General features: G+C 71.0%; 15 protein-coding genes. 5 read left to right on the top strand and 10 right to left on the bottom strand.

What is annotated here, in order from left to right:
- Positions 1-109 precede the first annotated feature (109 nt).
- Positions 110-739 (bottom strand): antibiotic biosynthesis monooxygenase, encoded by a 630-nt coding sequence (locus tag PGN05_RS15285; protein ID WP_419753411.1) that lies wholly within the window; start codon positions 737-739, stop codon positions 110-112.
- Between the two features lie 730 nt (positions 740-1,469).
- On the opposite strand from PGN05_RS15285, the gene PGN05_RS15280 reads away from it, so the two are divergent.
- The 3 genes from PGN05_RS15280 (at position 1,470) to PGN05_RS15270 (ending at position 5,438) form a co-directional block, all read left to right on the top strand.
- Positions 1,470-2,276, top strand: coding sequence for an IS481 family transposase (locus PGN05_RS15280; protein WP_419753423.1), 807 nt, complete (start codon positions 1,470-1,472; stop codon positions 2,274-2,276).
- Positions 2,277-2,786 (top strand): type ISP restriction/modification enzyme, encoded by a 510-nt coding sequence (locus PGN05_RS15275; protein ID WP_419753410.1) that lies wholly within the window; start codon positions 2,277-2,279, stop codon positions 2,784-2,786.
- A 90-nt stretch (positions 2,787-2,876) separates the two neighbouring features.
- Positions 2,877-5,438, top strand: a complete 2,562-nt coding sequence (locus PGN05_RS15270) for a GmrSD restriction endonuclease domain-containing protein (RefSeq protein ID WP_419753409.1) — start codon at positions 2,877-2,879, stop codon at positions 5,436-5,438.
- Positions 5,439-5,469: 31 nt separating this feature from the next.
- Here the strand turns inward: PGN05_RS15270 and PGN05_RS15265 are convergent, their stop codons facing one another.
- The 3 genes from PGN05_RS15265 to PGN05_RS15255 all read right to left on the bottom strand — a co-directional run bounded on the left by PGN05_RS15265 (position 5,470) and on the right by PGN05_RS15255 (position 10,617).
- Positions 5,470-8,580, bottom strand: a complete 3,111-nt coding sequence (locus tag PGN05_RS15265; RefSeq protein WP_419753408.1) for a DUF3427 domain-containing protein — start codon at positions 8,578-8,580, stop codon at positions 5,470-5,472.
- Between the two features lie 116 nt (positions 8,581-8,696).
- Entirely contained in the window at positions 8,697-9,467 is a 771-nt protein-coding gene (locus tag PGN05_RS15260) for a DUF732 domain-containing protein (protein WP_419753407.1), read from the bottom strand.
- A gap of 244 nt (positions 9,468-9,711) precedes the next feature.
- Positions 9,712-10,617, bottom strand: coding sequence for a phosphorothioated DNA-binding restriction endonuclease (locus tag PGN05_RS15255; protein ID WP_419753422.1), 906 nt, complete (start codon positions 10,615-10,617; stop codon positions 9,712-9,714).
- Positions 10,618-10,933: 316 nt separating this feature from the next.
- On the opposite strand from PGN05_RS15255, the gene PGN05_RS15250 reads away from it, so the two are divergent.
- On the top strand, positions 10,934-12,892 hold the full coding sequence (locus tag PGN05_RS15250) for an N-6 DNA methylase (RefSeq protein ID WP_419753406.1): 1,959 nt from the start codon (positions 10,934-10,936) through the stop codon (positions 12,890-12,892).
- Positions 12,893-12,946: 54 nt separating this feature from the next.
- Here the strand turns inward: PGN05_RS15250 and PGN05_RS15245 are convergent, their stop codons facing one another.
- Genes PGN05_RS15245 through PGN05_RS15235 form a run of 3 tightly spaced genes read right to left on the bottom strand, consistent with a single transcriptional unit; the run spans position 12,947 to position 20,245 of the window.
- Positions 12,947-13,879, bottom strand: coding sequence for a MamI family restriction endonuclease (locus tag PGN05_RS15245; RefSeq protein WP_419753405.1), 933 nt, complete (start codon positions 13,877-13,879; stop codon positions 12,947-12,949).
- Between the two features lie 52 nt (positions 13,880-13,931).
- On the bottom strand, positions 13,932-17,162 hold the full coding sequence (locus tag PGN05_RS15240; protein ID WP_419753404.1) for a UvrD-helicase domain-containing protein: 3,231 nt from the start codon (positions 17,160-17,162) through the stop codon (positions 13,932-13,934).
- Complete coding sequence (locus PGN05_RS15235) at positions 17,159-20,245, bottom strand: PD-(D/E)XK nuclease family protein (RefSeq protein ID WP_419753403.1); 3,087 nt, start codon at positions 20,243-20,245, stop codon at positions 17,159-17,161. The genes PGN05_RS15240 and PGN05_RS15235 overlap by 4 nt, the downstream gene beginning before the upstream one ends.
- Before the next feature lie 308 nt (positions 20,246-20,553).
- Here PGN05_RS15235 and PGN05_RS15230 point away from each other — a divergent pair, with 308 nt between their 5' ends.
- Positions 20,554-21,606, top strand: coding sequence for a DUF4268 domain-containing protein (locus PGN05_RS15230; RefSeq protein WP_419753402.1), 1,053 nt, complete (start codon positions 20,554-20,556; stop codon positions 21,604-21,606).
- 151 nt (positions 21,607-21,757) lie between these two features.
- Here PGN05_RS15230 and PGN05_RS15225 read toward each other — a convergent pair whose 3' ends face one another.
- From PGN05_RS15225 to PGN05_RS15215, 3 genes are all read right to left on the bottom strand, one after another.
- On the bottom strand, positions 21,758-22,111 hold the full coding sequence (locus PGN05_RS15225) for a gamma-glutamylcyclotransferase (RefSeq protein WP_419753401.1): 354 nt from the start codon (positions 22,109-22,111) through the stop codon (positions 21,758-21,760).
- Between the two features lie 81 nt (positions 22,112-22,192).
- Positions 22,193-23,542, bottom strand: a complete 1,350-nt coding sequence (locus PGN05_RS15220) for a hypothetical protein (protein WP_419753400.1) — start codon at positions 23,540-23,542, stop codon at positions 22,193-22,195.
- Entirely contained in the window at positions 23,539-24,156 is a 618-nt protein-coding gene (locus PGN05_RS15215; RefSeq protein ID WP_419753399.1) for a hypothetical protein, read from the bottom strand. The genes PGN05_RS15220 and PGN05_RS15215 overlap by 4 nt, the downstream gene beginning before the upstream one ends.
- Positions 24,157-24,245 lie beyond the last annotated feature (89 nt).

Raw genomic sequence — 24,245 nt, 5'->3', positions numbered from 1 at the left:
CTGCCGGCCGGCCGCGTCCCCGAGATCCCGGCACGGGGCGTTCGTCAGACGTGAATGACGCGGAGCCCGGCGAGGTCGGCGAGGACGTCGATGACGAGCCGGGTGGAGGTCAGACGGTCTCGGGCACCCGGAGGTGGGCGAAGACGAGCTCCATCTCCGCGACGTCGAGGATGTCGACGTCCATGGCGTTGGTGCTCTCCTCCCGCAGCATGCGGGCCTGATCGCGGGACTGCTCGAGGGCGGAGCGGCTCTCGAACACGGCCGTGCCGACGGCGCGGCCGCTGTCGCGGTCGATCAGCATGCTCAGGCTGGAGAAGCCGTGCATCTGCTCGATCCGCGGCATGATCCTCGTGCGGTACATGTCCAGCAGCTGGTCGGCCCGGCTGGGGTCGGTGCGGAGCCAGGTGATCCGGCAGCAGGCGCCCTCACCGGTGGCGTGCTCGCGGTGCAGGACGGCGATCTCCCACTCGCGGATCTCCGGCTCACCGACGCCGGCCCCGAAGCGGTCGACCATCTGCTCGCGCATGGGGTGGACGTGCTGGTCGCTGGCCCGCATGGCCTGCCGGTCCTCCCAGGCCGAGGTGGCGATGTACTTGCCGCTCTCGCGGTCGCACATCATGGACAGACCGATGCAGCCGTCCATGTCGCGCATCGCCGGCCAGACCTCCTCGCCCATGTAGGCGATGGCCTCGTCCATCGACGCGGGGAAGATCATCAGGATGGTGGATCGGGCGTACATGTCCCGGCTCCTTCCGTGCCGTGCTGTCACCGGCGAGCCTCCTCGCCCGGGACGTCGGACGACGGTGCCGAACGTCCCGCGCTACGTGCCCGCGGCGTCGTCGCCGGGCAGCCACTTCCGGACCTCGACGTCGACGGCGACGGTGGTGCCGAGCGAGCACAGGACGCCGACCAGCTCGGTGGCCACCCGCTGCAGCAGTAGGTGGTGCGGCGGGATGGTCAGCCGGCGGCGGTGCTGAGCGGATCGGAGGCGCGGCGGATCTGCTCCTGCATCCAGCTCCGCGTGAACCGGTACTCCGGGCTGCGGAGCGGCTGGAGGTAGGGGTCGAGCAGGGCTGTTTCGGTGACCTTGCCCGGGGTCGATCAGGTGGGCGTCAGCGGCGATGCGGTGGAGTGCCGGGGAGTCGCCGTCCCGGCCGGCGGCGAGCAGCGGGCCGAGCCGAAGTCGAGGACGCCGGGTCATCTGTCCGGTAGGAGGCGGAAGTTGCCTGGGTGCGGGTCGCCGTGTATGCGGTGGGCTCGGGCGGGGCCGGAGGCGAGGAGACGGACGAGGAGCTGGCCGGCGCAGTAGCGGTCGTCCTGAGTGCCGTCAGCGATGACGGGGACAGTGAAGGGACGCCGACCCTCTCGGTGATCAGCACCTGGCCCTGGACGGCGAGCACGTCGGGGACGGCGATGTCCGGGTCGCCGCGGACGGCGTCGGCGAAGGCCCGCTGCGCCTCGGCTTCCCGCTGTTAGTCGGCGGATCGCCTACGCCGCGGCGGTGTTCCAACGTCGCCTGGCCCAGGGCCAAGCGCTGGGCCCAGCGCTACCGCGCCGAGGGGCCGGCGAGCGGGGTCGCCCCCTCGACCGCGCACGCGGTGCTGCGCCGCTGCCGGATCAACCGCCTCTCCCACCTCGACCGCGCCACCGGCGAGCCCATCCGCCGCTACGAACACGACCACCCCGGCTCGCTGCTGCACGTCGATGTGAAGAAGCTGGGCAACATCCCCGACGGCGGTGGCTGGCGCTACGTCGGCCGGGCCCAAGGCGACCGCAATCGCGCGGCCACCCCGGGCAAGCCGCGCAACGCCCACCACAACCCAAAGATCGGCACCGCGTTCGTGCACACGGTGCTCGACGACCACAGCCGCGTCGCCTACGCCGAGATCCACGACGACGAGGCCTCAGCCACCGCCATCGGCGTGCTGCGCAACGCCGTGGCCTGGTTCGCCGCCCGCGACATCACCGTCGAACGCGTGCTTAGCGACAACGGCAGCGCCTACCGCTCCCACGCCTGGCGCGACGCCTGCGCCGAGCTGGGCATCCGACCCAAGCGCACCCGGCCATACCGCCCGCAGACCAACGGCAAGATCGAGCGCTTCCACCGCACGATGGCTGACGGCTCGGCCTTCCGCCGCCTGTTCCTCAGCGAGTCAGCCCGCCGCAAGGCCCTGCCCGGATGGCTACACGAGTACAACCATCACCGGCCCCACACCGCGACCGGCAACCGCCCGCCCATCACCCGCTTGACCAACCTGCCCGGGCAGTACAGCTAGATGGCCCTCGGCAAGCCCACCGCGGAGCAGAAGGCTGAAGGCGCCCGGAGTGACCGGTCGGTCATCCACTACGACGAGCGGATCACCTTGCGCGATGTTCCGCTTGAGGCGTACCGGCACACGCTCGGAAGCCGGTCGGCGATCGAGTGGATCATCGACCGTTACTGGGTGAAAACGGACAAGGCGTCGGGGATCGTGAACAACCTCAACGACTGGTCCTTCGAGGTCGACAGTCCGCGCTACATCCTCGACCTCCTCGCCCGCGTTGTAGCGGTGTCTCTGGAGACCATGGAGATTGTCGACGCTCTCCCGGGCTTGATATCCGTCGCCAGACCCAATGAACTTGCGAGGCGGCGTGTCGACTGGATCGTCGGTGAGTGCGCCCCCAGCCATCAATCTGACTACTGTCCGCCGCGCTGTTGGGCCCTTCACCAGCGACACCGACTCGGACGAGACGGCTGTCGTCTTGGTAAGGCGGTCCGCTGTGCTGGGGAGCGAGCGACTCCCTAGGTGTCGGGTGCCCCGGGTGGTCCCGTCCTGGCATAGGTTCACGGGGAAGCGCGTGGATCGCAAGTTGGACGAAGTGAGACGGGGGCCCCGGTGGTTGCAGCAAGCGAAACGAATCTCCAGGAGCTGCTGGAGGGTGCCCGGCAGTACCGCGTCCCGCTGTACCAGCGCACCTACGCATGGACCGCTGTCCAGCTTGAACGTCTCTGGGAGGATCTTGTTCAGATTGCGGAAGACCGGGCCGCGGACCACCGGGCCAGTCACTTCATCGGTTCGCTGGTCCTGGCCCCTAGCCCCTCGAACGGGCCGACCGGCGTCCCCGAGTTCCTGGTTGTGGACGGTCAGCAGCGCCTGACCACACTAACCGTTCTGCTGGCGGCTATTCGAGATCATCGGGTGGCAACCGAATCGCCGGAGAATCGCGAGCGCATCAACGAGCTGTATCTGATCAACAAGTTCAAGCCTGAAGCTCAGCGCATTAAGCTGGTTCCGACGCAGGCCGACCGGCCTCAGTACAACGGGGTGATCGACGGTGCGCCCATCATGGGCGCTAGCGCCGTTCTCGACGCTTACCGCTTCTTTAGAAGCCGGCTCGTCGCCGCGGATGACCCTGAAGACCCTCATGACATCGAGAGGCTCGAGGATGCGGTGCTACGCGGACTCGCTCTCGTCTCGGTGACGGCGCAGGCTGGGGACAACGCACACCGTATTTTCGAGTCCTTAAACAACACCGGATTGCGATTGACTCAGGGAGACCTGCTCCGCAACTACCTGTTCATGAGACTGCCGACGCGTGGGGAGCAGGTCTACGAGTCCACCTGGTTGCCCCTGCAGAAATCTCTGACGAGTGACGAGTTAGAGCTGCTCTTCTGGCTCGACTTAGCCCAGCAGGACCCGGCCCACCGGCAGGCCGACACCTACGCAGCTCAGCAGCAGCGACTTAACAAGCTCCACGACGAGAGGGACATTGAGGCGGAGGTCGTGCGCTTCCGGCGGCTCGGGGGTCTCCTGCGGGTCATTCTCGATCCCACTCTGGAGGAGCATCCAGGCGTGCGCCTACGCCTGGAAAGGCTGAAGGCTTGGGGAACCACTACCGTCTACCCGCTTTTGCTGCGCCTGCTGGACCTGCGGGACAGAGGGGAGGCGACTTCGGACCAGGTCGCAGCAGCTGCTCTTTACGTCGAAAGCTACCTGGTCCGCCGGCTCATCGTCGGACGGGCCACGCAGGGCCTCAACCGTATCCTGCTGGCGACCGTTCACGAGATGCCCCAGGACTTGCCCGTTGAGGAAGCCGTCCGTGTTTACCTGTCTACCGGTCGCAAGCACTACGGATCGGATGCCGATGTCGCTGCCGCAGTGGCGACCGCGCCCTTCTACCTGACTGGACGGCCCAATCAGCGGAACCTCATTCTCCGCTGGCTGGAGGAGTCATACGAGAGCAAGGAACCGGTCGCGCTGGGTGGGCTCACGATTGAGCACGTCCTCCCCCAGACCCTGACGGACTCATGGATCGCCGAGCTCGGCCTCGCTGCGGACGAGGACCCCGAGCAAATGCACGCCGAGGTAGTTCACACCCTCGCGAACCTGACGCTGACCGGTTACAACAGCGTCCTCAGCAACAGCCCGTTTCACGTCAAGCGCGAGCAGCTGGCCACCAGCGGTCTGCGGATGAATCAGGAGATCGCCAAGGAAGATCACTGGGGTGTCTCCCAGCTGAAGGCGCGGGCCGCCCGACTGGCCGCACGAATTACTGAAACCTGGCCGGGTCCCGTTGCCGGTGCCCTTCCAGCGGGAGGCCCGAACTGGCCGCTGCTGGCTACTGCACTCGCGGCGCTTCCTTCAGGGTCTTGGACAAGTTACGGGGATCTGGCGGCGCTCATCGGAAGCCATGCCGTCCCGGTAGGCCAGTACATCGCCGGCAACCCGGTGCCGAACGCTCACCGTGTGCTCAAAGCGGCCGGCGTGGTGTCACCAGACTTCCGCTGGTTGGAGCCTGGGCGAACGGACAGCCCCGAACAGATGTTGCGCGACGAGGGCGTCGAGTTCGACGACGCGGGCCGGGCATCGAAGGCTCAACGCTTCACCAGTAGCGAGCTCGCTGCTCTCGTCGGGCTAGAGCCGGAGACCCCGCCCGCCGAACTGTCAGTGCCTGCCTCGGACAGCCAGACCGATCTGCGCGACACCTTCATCGCCCAACTAGGGCAAGCGCAGAGCCCAGAAACGGTTCACGGCGTTCTCGCCCTCCTCGACGGGTGGACCAGGTTGGGTGGCCGCCTCGAGTTCGGGGAGGCGGGGGAGGTCTCCTGCTACCTAATGGCCACAGATGCCACCCGGCTCAGCGACAAGGTCTGGCCGTTCACGATCTATCCGTCAGGCAAGGTCGAGGTCGTCTTCCAGTACATGTTGTACCGGGCCCCGTTCGAGTCTTGGGAGCTCCGTGACGAGTTCCGTCGTCGACTCAACGAGGTGCCGGGCGTTGACCTACCAATCGCCAAGGTTTCGATGCGGCCGGGCTTCCACGTCGACGTGACCATCGCGAAGTCAGCCCGCGACTCGTTGCTTTATACTCTCGAGTGGTTCAGAGGTCTGGCGGTCCGTAGTCAGGAGTCGCCGGACGAGAATGCATTGACCGTCGCAGAAGTCAAGCCAGGTTGAGAGATCCAGGGATCGACGGTTCCGGCGGGGTTTAAGCCACCTTGGCAGCGTGGAAAACGTCGGCCGGCAACGCGTGCTCTAACCGCCAGAGGATGCGCATGGGGCGCTCGCCGCTGTGGGAGATGTACGACATCGGTCCGGCGTAGAGGTAGGGAGGCGTCCCAAGTGTGCCGTCCGCCGCCTTCGTCTCGCGGACGAACAGGTGCACCGATGTGCCCATCTCCCGATGGTTGATGTACCGCTGGCCCGTTGCCGAGCGCTCAGCCGTCGCGTTCTGTGACTCCCACTGGAAGAGCGTCGGCGAGATGGCGTGGTCGGCGTACATCGTGGTGGGAGAGAAGTGCGCCTCGGTCTTCACCAGCGTCACGAAGAAGACGTCGGCCTGGTCGCCGGGAACCCAGCGCACACCCGACCCCCACGTGCCGTTGAGGTCCGTCATGCCGAACGCGGCCAGCACCTCATCCCGGCTGTAACGGGCGTGGACGTGGAGTGGGCGATCGCCCGCGACCTCCAGGGCGGGTGTCACCCGGTGGATGCGGTCGCGAAGGACACCCGTCAGTTCGACCAGCTCGGCAGCCCGCCCCGGCTCCGCGAGCAATTGCCCGAGGCTGTCTTCAACTCTGCTGAACGGCGTCCGGGCGCCCCACAGGGAGAAGTGCAACATCGCGGCGAGGCGACGGATCCGTTCGGACCCGTCGTCTTCAGAGCTGACGGCCTTCATGAGCTCCCGAACAGCCCGGAGCCGCTCCAGGTCGTCGATGTGCAGCATCCGACTGAACGCGCCGCGGAACGTCGTGTCGTCCGGACCCGGCAGCGAGGTGTCCCAGCCGGCGGCGCGCTTGAGGTCCAGCCAACTGCGGCCGTTGCCTCGATAGAGGTCCTCGAGTTCGACTCCGGTTTCCTCGAGGAAGTCGGCGAGCGAGGGCGCCTGCGCGCCAGCGGCCTCGGTCACCAGTCCCTTCCACGAGACGTTGAGTGACTGCTTGATGTTGTCGAGGACGATCCGCTGCGCCACGCGGTCGAGCTCGATGTGGCAGCCGGCCGGCAGGGTGGGGAAGCCCTGCTCGACGACCCGCTGCAGGCCGCGTCGTGAGGTTCCGGTCAGCGCTCGGAAGCGCAGGTCGAAGCGGAACTCCTTGCGCTGCGCACCGATGAAGTCGAGGACGGTCAGACAGGCCTTGTCCTCCGACAGTCGCAGCCCGCGGCCCAGCTGCTGCAGGAAGACGGTCGCGCTCTCGGTCGGCCGGAGGAACAGCACGGTGTCGACCGCCGGGACGTCGAGTCCCTCGTTGAAGAGGTCGACCGCGAAGAGGACGTTCACGGTGCGATCCCGGAGAGCGGTCAATGCTGCGGCCCGCTCCTCGCGGGACGACGTCGAGGTGACCGCCAGGCTGGGGATCCCCGCCGCGGTGAAGCGCTCTGCCATGTACTGCGCGTGCTGAATGCTCACGCAGAAGCCCAGCGCGCGCATCTGCCGCGGGTCCGCCACCTTGTCGTGGACCGCCTGCAGGACCAGCCGGACGCGTCTGTCGTTGCCGGTGTAGACGTTGGTCAGTTCGCTCACGTCATAGCCGCGGCCACGCCGCCACCGCAGCTGATCCAGGGCCACGTCGTCGTGGATGCCGAAGTACTGGAAGGGCGCAAGCAGGCCCTGCTCCAGCGCCTCCCACAGCCGCAGCTCGACCGCCGTGCGGCCGCCGAACCAACGCCGGACGTCGGCGCCGTCGGTCCGCTCCGGTGTCGCCGTCAGCCCGAGCAGGACCTTCGGCTGGAGGTGTTCGAGCAGCCGGCGGTAGGTCGCCGCCTCCGCGTGGTGGAACTCGTCGACGACGACCATGTCGAAGTGGCTCGGGTCGAGCTCGGCGAGGTCGAGTTGGGTCAGTGACTGGACCGAGCCGAAGACGTGCCGCCACTCGCGGGGTCGCTGCCCGCCGACGAAGAGCTCGCCGAAGTTTCCCTGGCGGAGAACGTGGCGGAACGTCGACAGGCTCTGGACCAGCAGCTCTTCACGGTGGGCGATGAAGAGAACGCGCTCGACGGTCCCCGCCGTGCGCAGCCGCCGGTAGTCGAGGGCGGAGACGACCGTCTTGCCGGTGCCCGTCGCCATCACCACCAGGTTGCGCCAGCGGTCGTGGACCTCCCGCTCGGCCTGGAGCTCGTCGAGGATCTCCTGCTGGTAGCCGAAGGGGCGAACGTCGAGAGTCGCGATTTGGATGGGGAAGTCGGTTGGTCCGCCGCGCTCCGCCGCGATCGCCTGACGCAGCCGGTCGCCGTCCCGCTCGGGCTGGTAGGTCTCGAAGGACGGATCCGCCCAGTAGCTGTCGAACGTCTCGGCGAACGTCGTCAGCAGGTGCGACTGCTCGACGTTGGACAGCCGCACGTTCCACTCGAGGCCGTCGATGAGCGCCGTCCGGGAGAGGTTCGAGCTCCCGACGTAGGCGGTCGACATGCCGGTGTCCCGGTGGAACAGCCAGGCCTTGGCGTGCAGTCGCGTCGTCCGCGTCTCGTAGGAGATCTTCACCTCGGCGCCGAGCTCGACGAGCCGGTCGAGGGCGCGCTGGTCGGTCGCGCCCATGTAGGTGGTGGTGATGACGCGCAGCCGGACGCCGCGCGCGCGGAGGTCGCTGAGGGCGTCCTCGAGGACCCGCAGGCCGTGCCACTTGATGAAGGCGCAGAGCAGGTCGACCCGGTCGGCCGACGCCAGCTCTCGCGTGACTTCGTAGCCGATTCGCGGCTGGCCGCGGCCGTTGACCAGGAGTGCACTGGTGGACAGGGGAACGGCGGGCCGCTCGGGGAAGGAGGCAGGGCCAGGGACGCCGCTCGGCGGGGCGATCGCCAACAGGGTGCGGGCCGGGTCAGCGATGGCGTCGTCCATGTCGGCTGCGTCCGGTGCCAGGTCGCCGATGGCCGCAAGGATCCGGTTGGCGAGCTCGACCTGCCGACTGATCGCCGATGCGTCGCTTCCAGCCGCAGCCCTCAGCGCGCGGCTCGCGAGCTGGGCGATGTGGCGGGTCAGCGACTCGTGAGCGTCGGCCGGGTCGAGCGTGCCTTGCTGGACCAGGTCAGGAGCCGCCGAAGCCAGGTCCTTGCTGAGCCGATCGGTGATCAGGTGCTCGTACAGCCCTGTAGGCGCGTCCCCCATGCGCCGAAAGTAGCCGGACGGTATCGGTGCGTTGCTGGTCGAAGTCCCATGAGGCGACGAGCGGGACGGGTGAGGCTCGCGTGAGTGTCGCGGGCACGCTCGCCGAGGTCAGGCGGTCACCAGGAGCCGTGCTCCGGGCAGAAGGACGCCACGGCCAAGCCGTAGTAGGCGGCGGCTTCCACGTCGGAGAAGCCGCCGGTCGCCAGGATGCCCATGGCGGCTTCGAACGAGGTGCCGCGGTCGAGAGCGCCGCACGTGGCTCGCGCCAACTGGACCATCTGGCTGTCCGAGCCATACGCCGACAACCCGGATGCGTGAATCGACTCGAGGAACGTCTGCTCAACGACAGACGCGGGCAGGTCGTACGCAGGCTGCGAGGAAGCAGCCGGCGGGTCGTAGGTGTCCGTGACCGGCGGCTGCGGCGCCGGGGTTGGCGCCTCCGAGCTCGGCGCCGGCGCGGTGGACGTGGTGGCTGAGCTGGCCGAGCTGCTGCTCTGCCGTGCCGCCGTATCTGAGGCCAGCAGGCCACCCCAGTACGCGACGGTGAAGGCCACCATCGCCGCAACCAGGACAGCGATGCCGACCTTGCGTTCGACGCTCAGGCGGTTGCTCGTCGGTTCCGGGGACTCTTGGAGGAGGCTCGACGAGGTGGACGACTCCGGCACCGCTCCGTCCACCACGGTGCCCGTGACCGGCGGCCGCTTCATGCCGTCGCACCACACGCCGTCGGTGACGTGCGTCTTGATCAGTCCGTTGGGTAGGAGCTCGATCCGCTCGTCGCAGACAGGGCACTGACCAGTGCTCGAATCGTGCGCGATCGACGCCGTCTCCGCGGCAACGACCGGTTCCCCGTCCACGACGGTTCCCTCGACGGGGACGAGCCCCATCCCCTGACAACGCTGGCCCCTCGTGATGTGCGTCTTGATCAGTCGCCGACTGGACGTGAGACTGACCTGCCGCATGCAGACAGGGCACTGACCGGTGCTCGCCATGTTCCCCCCGTGGTGACTACGGGCGAACGTAGGGCGGCCAGCGGTCCAGGTGACGGGGTCAGGACGGTGGCTCACCCCTTCGAGTGCGAACGTCCGCCTCCCACATCCGACTGGATCCAGGGCGCGGCTGAACGTCGGCTCAGCCGGCGATCGCGGTTCCCTGGAAGACCTGCTCGCGGTGCCACATCACGTGCCGTTCCGCCGGAAGCGGAGTGCCCGGACGCGGCCGCAACGGCTGGCCGTTCAGGTCGTACACGGCTCGCCCCTGCGACGTGCGGGCCGAGAAGCGCTGAGACACGACGACGGCGAAGTCGTCGTCCAGGCCGAGCATCCCGCGGTCGAACAGCTTGTGGTGCAGCGAGCAGAGAGCCAGCCCGTTGTCGAGGTCGTCCGGGCCGCCCAGCTTGAACCAGCGGACGTGCGCCGCCTCGATACCGACGACGCCCCCACCGGCGGCGCCGTCGAAACCACAGAACGCGCACTGTCGGTCCCATGCTGCGATGACAGCAGCGGGCCAGGCGCCGCTGCGCCGTCGCTGTTCGGGGCTTCTGTTGCCGATCGAACGCCCTTCCAGCAGGTCCGGGTCCAGCCCGACCGAGACCAGGACGTCGGGGGCGACCGTCCCCGGGAAGTGACTCTCGACCAGGCTCCGAGCGACCGCGTCGAGAACCTCAGGTCGGTCCTTGAGGGCCGTTTCGAGGGAGGCCTCCAGCCGGCCGGTCACGCCCTCCCGCAGCGGCCCGACGTTGTCCATGGGGACGTCGCGGTCGAGCGTCCACACGCCGTCGGCACGCAGCCGGGTGAACGGGTACGCGGCGCTCTGAGTTCGACCCGTCCTCGATGTCGGGCCGAACTCTTCGATGAGGTCGGCGAGCTTCTCCTCCGCCTCCGACCAGGGCAGGCTGCTCGTTCCGGTGGCGGCCAGGCGGCCGAGCGCCAGGAGGACCAGCAGCGGCTTGTGGGGAGACCTCCGACCGTCCTGCTGGTGCTGCCGCAGTGAGGACAGGCGCTCGAGGACCTGAGCGTCAGAAGCGTTGGGCGACACGGGCACCCACTCTCCCCGAGGCGGTCGCCACGGCTTCACAGCGTCGGTTGCCTGATGATCACACCCATGCCGCCGTGAGCCGGGGACAGGCCAGCGCACCGGCCGACCACGGTGTGGCACCCGCATCGCGGCGGGGCGATCTGGTGGAGTGGTCCAGACTCGTGACGTCGGCCCGCCGGAGCACCCCGACGTGGGCTCGCTGTCAGTGACAGCCCATCGCCCGACGGCGGGCGGGATTGTCAGTGGCTGAGGATTGGATCCACCCATGTCGATTGAGCCTGCTGCCGGCGTGCGCAACCCCGTTCCCGGAGCCGGCGTGGCAGGGCTCGACCCGCATCGGCCGGAGATCGTCCTGGCGCAGCGGCTCGATCGGCTGCACCAGCTCATCTACACCCGGGGCGGCATCCGTCCCGTCAACGCGGCTGTGGACGAGCTGGCGAAGCTGCTCCTCCTGAAGATCGCGCTCGTCAGCCACCCGGAGCTCCCGGTCGCGGAGGGGCACACCCTCAGCTCCGCACTGGATCCGGCGGCGGTGGAGCGATCGACCGACGTCTCGCTGGTCAAGCGCGCCTTCACCACGGTGAACGCGCATGCAGACTTCCACGCGGGCCGGGGGAGCACCGCACGGTCGGTGTGGCCGCTGGACGAGCCGCTGCGCCTGTCGGAACCCGACGTCGTCGCTGCCGCGCTGCGCCTGGTGCTCGAGCTGGAGTGGCACGAGGCCGGCGGCCGCGCCCTCGACCCGCTCGGGACGGCGTTCGACGTGTTCCTGCAGGGTCGGTACGACCACTCCGGCGGGCTGGGCAGCTACCTGACCCCGGCCAGTGTGGCCGCGACGATGGCCCGCATCGGGCTGGGCCTGGTCGGCGGCCTCGATCTGGGCGACCGGGTCGTGGCGGGCGACCCGTGCTGCGGCACCGGACGTTTCCTCACGGCACTGGCGCACGAGGTCGCCAGCAGGGGGACGGCGACACCGCACGACATCTCCACGGGCCTGTTCGGCTCGGACCAGTCCGGGTCAGCGGTCGCGATGGCCCAGGTCAACATGCTCTCCTACGGCGGCGGGCACGCCGAGATCTTCACCGTCCGCGACTCCGTCACGGCGCCGGCGGTCGGATCTCTCGCCGGCACGCTCCAGCTGATCCTGACGAACCCGCCGTTCGGCGACGGCAAGTACGACTCCAGGGAAGGCATCGCCGTCGCCGGGCAGTGGATGCCCCAACTGAAGACGCGAACCCGGATCGACCCGGCACTCGCCTTCGTCGCTCGCTGCCTCGACCTGCTCCGCGACGGCGGCGTGCTGGGCATCGTGCTGCCGGATGGGCTGATCGACGGAACCGCACTCCGCAAGCTCCTCCTCGGAGGCGACGAGCGCGTGAGCGTGGAGGCCTCCGTCAGCCTGCCCACGAGCGCCTTCGCCCTGTCGGGGACGGTGGCGAAGACGTCCGCGGTCTTCCTCCGCAAGGGAGCTGGCCGCACCCCCTACGTCCACCTGGCCCGCGCCGCCCACATCGGCTACCTGAAGCAGGCCGGAGGTGCGGTCCCGGACCCGGGCGGGGACGACCTGCCGTCCATCACCGCCGCCATCAAGAGGTCCCTCAAGGCCGGCGGTGCCGACCGGATCGTCCAGGAGGAGCCGCTCGTCGCGCGGGTCGAGCGAGCGGCGCTGTCCTCGCTGGATCCCGCCCGGCTCGATCCCCAGGCGGTCGCCGCTCGCAACCTCCTGCAGACCAGTGGCGCCTGCGAGGTCCGCGAGTGGGCGAAGGCGGCCGGCAAGCGCCGCGCAGCCGTGTCGTCGGAGGAGGTGCCGTTCGTGTCGGTGCTGCACATCGACGACCTCGGCACCATCGACTGGCTGGCTGCTGACGCGTACCGGCCGGTGACCCCGGGAATCCTCGCCCGCGGCGGCCAGCTCATCGTGTCGTTGCTCAACCCGCGTGTGTTCCGGGCCGCGGTGGTCCCCGAGGACCGTCCGGTCGTCCAGTGCTCGGCGGAGTTCGGTGTCTTCGACACGAGCTGCGATCCCTACGGTCTGCTCGCCCTCCTGCAGAGCCAGCAGGCCAGGGCGCAGCTCGCCCCGCTCGGGCGCGGAACGTCCAGCTCACGTCGCAGGATCGACCCCGACGACGTCCTCACCGTGCTGGTGCCGGCCATGTCCGCGAACCAGCTCGCCGTCCTCGGGCAGCGCGTGCGCGCGGCCCAGCGGCAGCTCGCCGCCTGCCGAGCCGAGCTCGCCGACGCGTACCGCCCACCCGGCCTTCTACCGGAGGACTGAGCCCGTCGAGCGACGGCGGCCGGGGGCGGCCAGCAGGCGCCCCCGGCCGCACGGTCAGAGCTCGTCGTCCCTCAGCGTCTCCTCGACCGTCGTCGTGATGCGGGTGGCGGCCAGGAGCGACTCGGTGTCCAGCCCCGGGACGAGAACCGCCAGACCGGTCAGGTCGGCCTGGACGTCCTCCGCAGACGCGATCCGGCTGGGTCGATCTCCCCGGCCTCCGTACGGCCGGGCGACACACCGGCCCCGGACGGGGACCACGGACTCCGGGAGGGGCTCGGACCAGACGAGCTTGAACGTCTCCGTGGCGCCGACCCCGGTCATCCGGACCTCGAAGAGCTTCACCTGCTCCATGTCCAGGTTGCCCAGGCTGTTGACGACGATGTCGTCGTCGTAGCCGACCGGCGGGTGTAGCTGCATGTTGTACCGGGACGGCGACCGTCCGGCCATCCACGTCCCCACGAGGTCCCGCCAGGCGGTGTCCCGCCGGGCATCGACCAGCCAGGCGCGGACCCGGAGCACCAACTCCCCGCCGCTCAGCCCGTCCTCGACCCGGTCGAAGAGCAGGTAGAACAGATGGGGCGCCTGCAGGTAGGTGTCGGAGCGGGTCAGCACCCCGGCCGCCCGGCGCTTCAGGTCGTCCGACATCGTCCCCAGGTTGTGGTTCCACCGGGGGCGGTCCACGCCCGACAGGCTGGCGGCGCTCTTGACCTCGCTGCCGTCGATGAGGTCCAGGCCCTTGCCCTTGAAGCCCTGACCGGGAGTGGCCAGCACGATCGAGGCGACGTGCTGGGCGATGTAGCCGGTGTCCACCTGCGCCGACTGGCCGGTCAGTGCCGACCACTTCACGAGCAGACCGCGCTGGGCCACGAATGCGTCCTCGAACAGGGCCTCGAGGAGCCGGACGCGATCGGAGTACGACAGGTCGCTCAGCACGTGCTGGCGCATCCTCGCGGCCTGGTCCAGTGCCTGCGCAACCTCGGCCTTCACAGCACATCCCTCATCTCGATCGGGTTGACATCCGGCTCGGGCATCCGCCCGGTCATCGGACCGGCACGGGCACGACGGTCGCTCGGTCCGGTGCGAGGAACGCCACGGACGACTCACCCACCGTGCAGCCAGCGGCGGCCAGCATCTGCGCGTAGGCCGCGATCTGCGGCCGGTAGTAGGCCAGCCGGGACGGCAGAGCCGCCGCGGGGATGGCGTCGGTCTTGTAGTCAACGACCACCAGCGAGCCGTCGTCCTCGCGGTAGACGAGGTCGACCAGGCCCTCCAGCACCGTTCCGTCGTCCTGCAGCGTGCCGACGTACATCTCCCGCCAGTGCTCGCTGGCAGCCGCCCGCTGCACGACCTCCGACGACAGCGCCGACCGCACCAGCTCCGTGACCACGTCGGCGTGGGCCTCCACGCCCTCGGTTCCACACTGCGAGGCCACGGCGTCCGCCAGGCCCGCGCCGGTGGCCAGGTCGACCGACTGCAGCACGCCGTGCACCGCCCGGCCGATCGCCGTGCCGTACCGGCCCTTCGTCCAGGCCGGCAGCTCGATGTTCAGTGCGCCCTTGGCGCCACCGGCATCCGCGGCACCGGAGGCGACCGCGGGCTCCGTGCCCTCCAGGCCGGACGCCGAGACCGCCGAGGGGAGCCCGCTCGCCTCCCGCACGCGCGCCAGCCGGGCGAACCACTCGCGGTACTCCTGCGGCGACCGGGGAGCGGTCGGCTCGGTCCGCACCGACGCGTCGGCCGGCAGCTCCGCCGCCGACCACGCCTCCGCGCCCTCGGCCGCCCGCCCGTCCTCGGCGAGCAGCCGGGCCGCGCTCCGCGTCGACGACGCCGCCGACCGGTGCAGCGACACCACCAGGTGGTCCCGCGCCCGGGTCGCCGCCACGTACAGCAGCCGGCGCCGCTCCCGGTCGTCCATCTGCTCGTCGACCGGAGCCGCAACGTCGAAGTCACCGGTCGTCACGCCCTTGCGCAGCGACACCGCGTAGCCGCCGGACGCCGGCCACAGCACCCGCACCCCCGACGGGTTGCGCGGGGCCGAGGTGAGGCCGCTCATCACGACGATCGGGAACTCGAGCCCCTTCGCCGCGTGGATCGTCATGACCCGCACCGCACTGGCGTCGGTCTCCGGCAGCGACGCCTCGACGACCCGCGAGGTCTCCTCGCCCTGCTGGGCGGCCCACGCCAGGTAGGCCCGGAGCCCGCCGTGCTCCGACTCCGACCACGCCCGCGCCTGGTCGACGACGAACCGCAGCCGGCGCCACTGGTCCCGCGCCCGCGGGCCGGGTGCGGCCACCTCGAGCATCCGGCGGTCGGTCACCAGCGCGGCCAGCACCTCGCTCGGCGCCATCCAGCGCGAGCGGTAGTGCAGCCGGCGCAGGTAGTCGAGGGCGCGCGCGACCGGATGCTGGGCGCGGTTGTCGTCCAGCGGCACCAGGAGGTGGAGGGCGCCGCCGTCGCGCTTCCAGGTCCACAGGTCGTCGTCCCCGCAGCCGAACAGCGGCGACCGCAGTGCGGCGACCAGGGCCAGGCCGTCGCTGGGGTCGGCGATCGCACGCGCGGCCGCCAGCAGGTCCCGGACCTCCTGCGCCTCGTACACCAGCGAGCTGGCCTCGGCGCGGTAGGGGATCCGGGCCCGGTCGAGCGCCTCCTCGAGGAAGGGCAGCGACGTGCGGGCCGGCACGAGGATCGCCACGTCGTCCAGCCGCGCCGTCCGCCACACCTTGGTGACCGGGTCCAGTACCTGCCAGCCCTCGGCGATGGCCCGCAGGACGACGCCCGCGACGTCGGCGGCCTCCAGCTCGCGCAGCTGCGCCGCGGTCAGCTTGTCCGCGTGGGCCGAGGCACCCAGGGCCACCACGGCGGGGGAGCCCTCGGCCGCCTGGCGCCGGGGCGCGAGCGGGGTGTACGCCGGCTGCGCGTCCGGCTCGGCGACGATCAGCCGGCCGAAGACGTCGTTGACCCAGGAGACGATCGGTTCGGTCATCCGGAAGTTGGTCGTCAGGTCCACCCGGCCGCCGATCACCTGCTGCGACCGCAGGTACATGCCGATGTCGGCGCGGCGGAAGCGGTAGATCGACTGCTTCGGGTCGCCGACGACGAACAGCGAACCGGGGGGGACGACGACGTCCTCCCACCGCTCCTGCGTCGCCTCCGCACCACCGGCGATCCGCACCGCCAGCTCGATCTGGATGGGGTCGGTGTCCTGGAACTCGTCCAGCAGCAGGTGCTGGTACCGCGCCCGCAGCGCCGCCCGGACCTCCGGCTGTCCGCGGAGCAGCTCGCGAGAGATGACCAGCAGGTCGTGGAACTCCAGCCGGCCGGCGGCCCGGCGGGCCTCGGCCGCCTCGATGACACGGGCGGCGATCCACCGGCTGAGCAGCCGCAGCGTCGTCTCGAGGACCTCGGCGACGATCTCGGCCGCGTCGGCGACCAGCTGCTTGCACCCGTCCTTGAGTCCGTCGAGCGCCGGCTTGCCGCCCCAGTTCCGGGACTGGCCGTGGCTCGCCTTGAGCCCGGCCGCCTCCCGCAGCACCTCGAGGCGCTGCGCCGCGTCGACGGCGGCGCCCAACCGGGCACCCCAGGCGCCGAAGTGACCGAGGCTCGGCAGGAACTTGTCGGTGGCGTCGGTGCACTCGTCGGCGCGCGCGGCCAGCTCGGCCGCCGTCCGCACCAGCCGGTCGACGTCGCGCAACTCCGGTTCCGGCAGCTCCTCGCCGGTCAGGATCCGCTCGGTGACGAGGTCCCAGTCGGCGTTGAACAGCTTGGCCAGCGAGCGGAGGTTCTCCAGCGTCACCCCGGCCGACATCGCGAGCAGGAGGGGCCGCGCGATCGTCTCGTCGTCCAGGAGCCGCCGGCGCTGCTCGGCCCAGCGCTCCTCGAAGGCGACCGCGGAGCTCAGCTCGTCGGCGACCTCGACCAGCGGCGGCAGGCCCGCCTCGATGGGGTGCTCGCCGAGGATCCGCTGGGCGAAGGAGTGCAGGGTGCCGATCGCGGCGCCGTCGAGGTCGTCGAGGGCCTGCTCGGCGCGCTCGCCGCCGGCCTGCTCCAGCTGCGCGCGGAGCCGGTCGCGCAGCTCGGCGCCGGCCTTCTCGGTGAAGGTGACGGCGGCGATCGAGCGCATCGCGACGCCGTCGGTCAGGACCAGGTGGCTGATCCGCTCGACCAGGCTCTTGGTCTTGCCCGACCCGGCGCCGGCCTCGACGAAGAGGGTCCGGTCGGTCGCCTCGCAGATGGTCCGTCGGGCCTCGGCATCCGCCAGGGGGGTGCTCACGCGTCGTCTCCGTCGGTGTCGTCGGCGGGCAGGGGCTCGATGAGGGACACCAGCTCGGCGAGCCGGGGGTCCCTCTTGGTGATCAGCCAGCGGGTGCGGGCCTGGCCGTGGCCGATGCCGTCGGGGTTGCAGTAGGCGCACTGCACGAACGCGTAGTCGTCCTTCTCCGGCGGCCGGGCGGGGAAGAGCCCGTCGCGGATGCCGGTGACGATCGTCTGCAGCGTTCGCGCGTAGACCTGTTCGACGTCCTCGGTCAGGGGGACGGCGATGCGCCCCTTGTCCTTGCGGACGAACCAGTACGCGGCCTCGACCTCCGCGTCCGGGCGGTCGTAGGCCTGGCGTGCGGCGTGCGCGTAGACGGGCAGCTGCAGCTTCGACCCGCCGAGCACGGGGTCGTCGGCCCCGAGGCCCTTGAACGACGTCGCGCTGCCGCTCTTGATGTCGGTGACGACCAGCCGACCGTCCTCGGTCTCGTCCACCTTGTCCGCCGAGCCGCGCATGAGCAGCGTGCCGCCCCCCGGCAGGTCGACGGCGACCGGCTCCGCGCCGTCCATGCCGAACGCGAGCTCACTGGTCACCACCCGCGCCCGGTGCTCACGGCGCCACTCGTCATCGGCGACCAGCATCGCCTGCAGGTCGGCCTGGACCCGCACCAGCGTCTGCTGCCAGAGCCTCGGGTGGCCGGTGCGGCCGTCCGCGGCGAACTGGGCGGCCTGTGTGTCGGCGATCTCCGCCAGCCGGCGTCGGTGCTCGTCGCGCCAGGACTCCCCGAAGCCCGGCAGGTCGTCGGCGAACTCGGTGACCAGTGCGTCGAAGGACTGGTGCATCAGCGTGCCGATGTCGGCGGGGCTGATCGTGATGACGTCCTCGGGCTGCTCCACCGGGTGGACCCCGAGCACCCGCTCGATGAAGTAGGCGTGCGGGCAGCCGGCGTACCGCTCCAGCGCGGTGGGGGAGACGGGGTGCTTCCCGGCGGCGTAGTCGGGCAGGCCTTCGGCGACCGCGGACAGGTCGCCGTCGAAGCGGGTGAACGAGCCGCTCTCGCGGGCCTCGGTCAGCGCGTGCGCGGCCGTGACGACGGCGTCGTCCAGCTCGACGCGGGCGTGCGCCGCCTGCGTCCGCCACTCCTGCTCGCACGCGGGGTCCGGCGTGGTGACCAGCGAACCGGCGAAGGACGGCGAGGTGGTCAGCCAGTCGATCGGCGGCTCGTCCCACTCGGTGGCGGACAGCTGCGGGCGGCCGGACAGCCGGCGCAGCGTGGGCAGCAGCCAGCGGCTGGGCAGGTGCCGGCTCTTGGTGCGCAGGTCCCCGCGGGGGAAGGACGCGACGACCTCCCGCCCGGCGGCGAACGCGGCCAGCAGCGCGCGGTGGGAGGTGTCGATCCGTTCGCGGTAGCTGAGCAGCTGGCCGTCCGTGACGTCCCGGGCCCGCTCGGGGAGCAACGGGTCCTCGCGGAGGCGGCCGGGGAAGAGTGACTCGGCCAGGCCCAGGACGAAGACGACGTCGGCGTCCAGCCCGATGGCCGCGGACACCGGCGCCACGAGGACGCCGTCGCCGAACCGGCCGACACGGGGGAGGGCGCTCTCGAGCTGGCTGGCCAGCGTCTCGCGGAGGGCCGGCAGGCCGGCGGGGGCGCCCAGGTCGTCCAGGGTGGCGAGCGCGCGTAGCGACTGCTCCAGCGCGGTGGCGGCGTACTGCTCCTCGACCGGGAGCGTGGTCAGCTCGTCCGCCGCACCGATGAGGGAGGCGACGAGGTCGAGCGCCCAGTCGCTCAGCTCCCGCCAGCTGACCAGCCGCGCGCCGCGGTGCAGCTCGGCGCGCAGTCCGGTGGCGAACCGGCGCAGCTGTTCGGCGTTGGCGATGTCGGCTTCCAGCCGTTCCAGGCGGCCGGTGGCGGCGTCGTCGGCTCGGGCCTGCGCCAGCTCCTCGCGGTGGTGGTCGGCGTACTGCTGCAGGCGGGTGTCCCAGTCGTCGCCCTGGACGACACCCGCCGACCGGGACAGCCGCTCCCAGCGCGCGACGGGGATGCGCTCGCCGTCCGGCGTGCGCATCGGCGCGGCAGCGAGCACCCGGAAGAGGTCGCCTCGGGGGACCTCGTTGGTGGCGAGGTCCAGCAGTTCCAGGACCGCACGGGCCACGGCGCGCTCGTGCACCGGCCGGGTGCCGGGCCCGTTGACGGTGATGCCCGCCGCGCCGAGGTGCTCGTGCAGCAGGCGGGCGTAGGGGTTCTTCGCGGCGTACAGGACGGCGACGCGGTGCGCCTTCCTCTTCCGCAGGGTCGTGACCACGTCGCGGACGACGCAGCGGACCTCGTCGTCGGCGTCCGAGGCGGTGATGACCCGCGTGGCCGTAGGTGCCGCCGGGGCCGTCGGCGGCGGGACCCCGATGCGGTCCAGGGAACGGAAGACGGCGGCGTCGGCCTTGCGGTTGCCGGTGAGCCCGGCGACCACCCGCAGCTGCCCGGCACCGGCGAGCGCCTGGACGAAGCCGGCCTCGGCCTGGGTCAGCGCCTGCGGCAGGAAGAGGACGACGACGCCGACCTCGGCGATCCGCTGGGGCTGTCGCCGGGCGATGTCGGTCGCGGCGCGCAGCAGGTCGGTCTCGTCGTACCAGCTCGGCGCGAGCCCGGCGCGGACGTCACCGTGCAGCCGGACGAGGTCCGGACCGAGCGAGGTCGCGGCGACGACCGCGTCGAGCGCGGCGTCGTCCAGGTCGCGCAGCTCCCGACCGGCACGGACGAGCGCCTCGACCGTGGCCGGGTGGTCGGCGACCTCGGCGAACACGCCCGGCGCCTTGCTGAGCGCGGCCCGCCAGGAGGCGGCGACGACCGGCGCGGTCGCCGGGCGGCGCGGGTGCAGGGCCGCCGCGGCGAGCTGCTCGGCCAACCGGACGATCGTCGTGGGGAACAGTGCGGCGACTCCACGGTGCCCGTCGCCGAGGCCCTGAGCCAGGAAACGGCGGGCGACGATCCCGGCGATGTTGTTCGGCACCAGGACGGTCACCGATGCCAGCGGATCCCCGCCCTTGGCGTCGCGGACGACGTTCCGGAGTTCCTCGAGCGCAGCGCGGCCGTACGCAGTCATGCATCCCCCGTGTAGTGAAACGGTAGCGGACCGTAACAAGATGGGAGGGCGACGGTGAGCCTGCCGGAACGGCGTCGTCCGGGATTCACTCCCCGTGGGGAACCACAGCCCCATCCGCACCGGTGGCTTCCGGACCGGCCGGCGTGGGAACCACCCGGGTCAGGCGCCCGGAGGAGGGTTCGCGCCGGTACGGCCGCGAGCTGTCGTGCGGGGCGAGGTCCGATCGCCGGGGCGAGCGGATGGGGAAGTGCGGCTCTCGTTAGGTTGCGCCCATGGAGCCGCAGTCAGTGGGACGTGGAGCGACGGGCATGGCCGAAGAGGGCGCCAACACGGCTGAGGAGGAGGCGCTCAACCCGACGGTCGCCGAGCCACCGTTGGTGCAGCTGACGCGGTTGAGCCCGGTTGCGGTCACGTCGGTCTGGCCGACCGAGCCGCACCACTTCACGCCCTGGCTCCTGGCGAGTTCGGACCTGCTCAGCGAGGTGCTGGGCATCGAGGTCGACCTGGAGGCCCGCGAGCACAAGGTCGGCAAGTTCTCGCTGGACCTCATCGGACGCGAGGTGACCACCGGCACCCGCGTCATCGTGGAGAACCAGTTCGGGAGCACGGATCACACGCACCTCGGCCAGTTGCTGACCTATGCCGGGGGCACGGAGCCCAGCACGGTCGTCTGGATCGCCGAGTACTTCCGTGATGAACACCGCGCCGCCCTGGACTGGCTGAACGAGAACACGAACGAAGACGTCCGGTTCTTCGGCGTCCGGCTGGCGGCGGTGACCATGAAGGGTGCGCCGGCGGGTCTCATCGCTCCGTTCCTGGAGCTCGTCGTCCAGCCCAATGACTACGTGAAGGGAGCTGCCGTAGCCGACTCTGCAGCCGGTAACGCGAGAGCCCAGTTGTACGGCCAGTTCTGGTCGACGGTGGGCCCGCTCCTGAAGGCGCGCGGCTGGACCATCGGGACGGGGACGACCCAGAACTGGTGGAGCATGTCCTCCGGGGTGTCCGGAGTGACGTGGTCGATCTCGTACGCCATGTTCGGATGCCGCTCGGAGATCTACTTCGAGCACCCCGACGCGGCGGTCAACCTCGCGCGGTGGCGGGTCTTGGCCGACCGCCGCGACGAGCTGCAGGACGCGTTCGGGGAGGGTGAACTCCTCTTCGATGACCTGCCCAACAACAAGGGGTGCCGCATCGAGACGCGCCTCCTGGGCCCCAAGATCGGCGATCAGTCGAACTGGGGAACGGTTCGCGACTGGATGATCAGCACGCAGGAGCGCCTGCGGGCGGCCGTGGCGGCCGTGGGGGGTATCCCCAGCGTGGTGTCCGCCGCCGTGGAGGCGGACGCCTCGTCCATGGCCTAGCGCGCGGTCGTCACTGCCCCGGCGAGGGCCGGGCCGGAACAGTCATGGCGTCCCTCCCGAGGACGCGTGCCGCGGCAGCCCCTCGTGGTTGCGTCCCGCACCTCTGTCGTCGTCGGAAGGGAGGATCCGACCGGTTGGGACACCGGCACGCTCACCAGGCGCCGTCGACGGGCGTGAACCCCGCGGTCGGACCGGGCCAGCGGTATGTCCAGCAGTCGCAGCCGTCCGCCGTCGTTCCGCGCACCCGCTCGAACAGCCCGACGGCGACGCCCTCGATGGCGTCCAGGCGCGCCAGCGCGTCCGCCGCGCGGAGTCGGTCGAGGACCACCAGGACGCCGGGGACGTCGTCCGCCCCATCGGTCAGCGCGGGCCAGCCGTAGGGCGTCTCCCAGAGCCGCCCGCGCAGCGTCGTCTCCCGGGCGCTGCCGGGCACGGTGAACGCCTCGAGCGCCGGCCAGCGGGAGCGGCCCGGCTTGAGCGTGCCGTACACGAACACGGTGTCCATCGGGGCACCTGACATGAGGCCCACGGTCCAGGGAGTTGGGACACCACCGGCGAAGCCCCCGGCCGCCTCAGGCGGCGCGGGTCACTCGGCTAGGCGGGCGGGCACTCCGGCCTTGCGCAGCAGGTCACCGACGTGCGAGGTCAGCCCCACCGAGCCGTGGACGACGACACCGGCGCCCCGCTCCCGGGCCGTGACGATCAGCGTGCCGAGTTCCTCCAGCCCGTCGGCCACGTCGAAGGGCAGCCACTCCGGCGCGTCGCCGGCGCTGATGACCCCGCCGCCGCCGAAGAAGTGCGTGGCGATGTGCGCCTGCACCACCCACGCCGTCGTGCCGTCGTGCGCCCACTCCAGCCGCACCGGGCCGAGCGTCGCCCTCGCCCGCGCGGCGAGCGCGCGCACGTCGGCGACCACCTCGTCGGGGACGGCCTCAGGTGACCGGCTGCCCAGCATGAAGGCGTCGCCACTGCCGTGGACGCCCTCGACGTGGTCGGGTTGGTCGTTCCCGGAGGGGATCGTCGCGCCCGACCACTGGGCGTCGACCGCCTCCTGGGACAGGACGGACGCGATGCTCGTGCCGTCCGGGTCCTCGGCCTGCAACAGCGCGAACGGGTCGGTCCAGTACGGCACGGTCGTGAACTTGCCGGGCACCTGCTCGGTGGGACAGGTGCGGGTCCAGTGCTCGTGCGTGCCCGTTGCCGTCCCGAGCGAGAAGGGGGCGGTGCGGCGCCCGATGACGGTGGTCCGGGGGACCGGCAGACCGAGCGCGTCGGCCACGAGCAGCCCGTAGGCCTTGTCGCCGAGGTGCCGGCTGAACCGGTTGGGCCAGGTGATCGTCGCGGTCAGCGTCGCCGGCTCGACGGACTCGACCTCCCACCACAGGGTGTGCGTCCGGCGGTGACCCACCCGGGTCGGGTGGACGGAGAACTCGAGCCGCTCGCCTTCCACCGACGGGATCTCCGGGGGGACGCCGTACACAGTGGTCAGCACGCGCACGGCGAGGTCGTGCGGCATCGCCGCGGTGCCGGGCTGCTCCACCGTCCGCGGGGTGTCGTCCGGCGCGAACTCGACGATCCCGCCGAGGACGACGCCGGAGACGCCGCCGTCCCGCACGTCGATCGTCTCGTTCACGATCGTGTGGAACCCCTCGGCGGCCAGCGAGCGGACCAGGGCTCCGGCCTCGGCGGCGGAGGCCAGGCCGTAGTGGAATGGGCAGCCCTTCTCCTTGTCGGGCCGGAAGCTGCGGACGTTGACGGTGCCGGCGGACTGGCCCAGCACCGTGGCGATCGCCGCCTCGACGTCCCGGGGCACGTCGTCGCCGGACACGCGGGCGTGCCGGAGGAGCGGATCGGAACCGGGGGAGAAGCTGACGAAGCGGGCGACGTTGCCCCGCTCGGCGAGCCCGGCCAGCCGGTCGTCCTTGAGGCCGGTCACCGGACGGCCCCCGCGGTCAGCGGCGCCTCGGCCGGGAGGGTGGCGACGGCGGCCCGCAGCGCCGAGGAGTCGCAGCCGATCGCGTCGAGCGTCTGGGCGGCCTCGGCGAGCAGGCGGCGGCCCTCGGCGGTGGGGAGGGGCGCGAAGGCGTGGTCGAGGAGCTCGGCACCCGCGGTGTGCGCCGCGGCGAACTCGAGCGCGCAGCCGGTGCTGAACTGCCAGCCCTCGCTGAACACGACGGTGCCCGCGTGCTGCTCGACCATCCGGGTCCAGAACCGGTGGTAGTCCGGCTGCGCCCAGCCGGCGACGTCCTCGAGCATCGTCGGGTCGATCACCGGGCGGCCGGCCCAGCGGGTCCGGCACTCGCGCACCAGCGGACGGGCGCGCTCGATGTTCGGCGTGATGATCTCCGCGCGCAGCCGCGCCCAGTACGCAGGCGTGCCCTGGTCGGTCTGCTCGGGGTACCAGGCGGCGAAGTCCCGCCCGGTCGTGATCGGCGCGCTCACGTAGATCACGTTGCCGTCTTCCGCGCCCAGGCAGCGGACGAAACCGAGCAGGACATCGGCGAGCCCGTCGGCGGTCCGGCTCGGGGAACTCGGGGTGTCCTCGCTCATGGGCAGCGACGGTAGACGGTGAGTGAGACAGTTCCGGTGCGCACGCGGCCGTGGCGCGGACGCCCGAGCGCTTCTCACCCTCCGGGGGC

Origin of the sequence: Geodermatophilus sp. CPCC 206100, assembly GCF_048569675.1 — a bacterium.
Classification (GTDB): Bacteria; Actinomycetota; Actinomycetes; order Mycobacteriales; family Geodermatophilaceae; genus Geodermatophilus.
This window is presented reverse-complemented; position numbering and strand designations above follow the sequence as displayed.

Excerpts from the sequence above, each read along its gene's own strand:
- PGN05_RS15275 (WP_419753410.1), top strand. The coding sequence starts at position 2,277 with ATGGCCCTCGGCAAGCCCACCGCGGAGCAGAAGGCTGAAGGCGCCCGG.
- PGN05_RS15225 (WP_419753401.1), bottom strand. The coding sequence starts at position 22,111 with ATGGACACCGTGTTCGTGTACGGCACGCTCAAGCCGGGCCGCTCCCGC.
- PGN05_RS15230 (WP_419753402.1), top strand. The coding sequence starts at position 20,554 with ATGGCCGAAGAGGGCGCCAACACGGCTGAGGAGGAGGCGCTCAACCCG.
- PGN05_RS15285 (WP_419753411.1), bottom strand. The coding sequence starts at position 739 with ATGTACGCCCGATCCACCATCCTGATGATCTTCCCCGCGTCGATGGAC.
- PGN05_RS15260 (WP_419753407.1), bottom strand. The coding sequence starts at position 9,467 with ATGGGGCTCGTCCCCGTCGAGGGAACCGTCGTGGACGGGGAACCGGTC.
- PGN05_RS15235 (WP_419753403.1), bottom strand. The coding sequence starts at position 20,245 with ATGACTGCGTACGGCCGCGCTGCGCTCGAGGAACTCCGGAACGTCGTC.
- PGN05_RS15215 (WP_419753399.1), bottom strand. The coding sequence starts at position 24,156 with ATGAGCGAGGACACCCCGAGTTCCCCGAGCCGGACCGCCGACGGGCTC.
- PGN05_RS15265 (WP_419753408.1), bottom strand. The coding sequence starts at position 8,580 with ATGGGGGACGCGCCTACAGGGCTGTACGAGCACCTGATCACCGATCGG.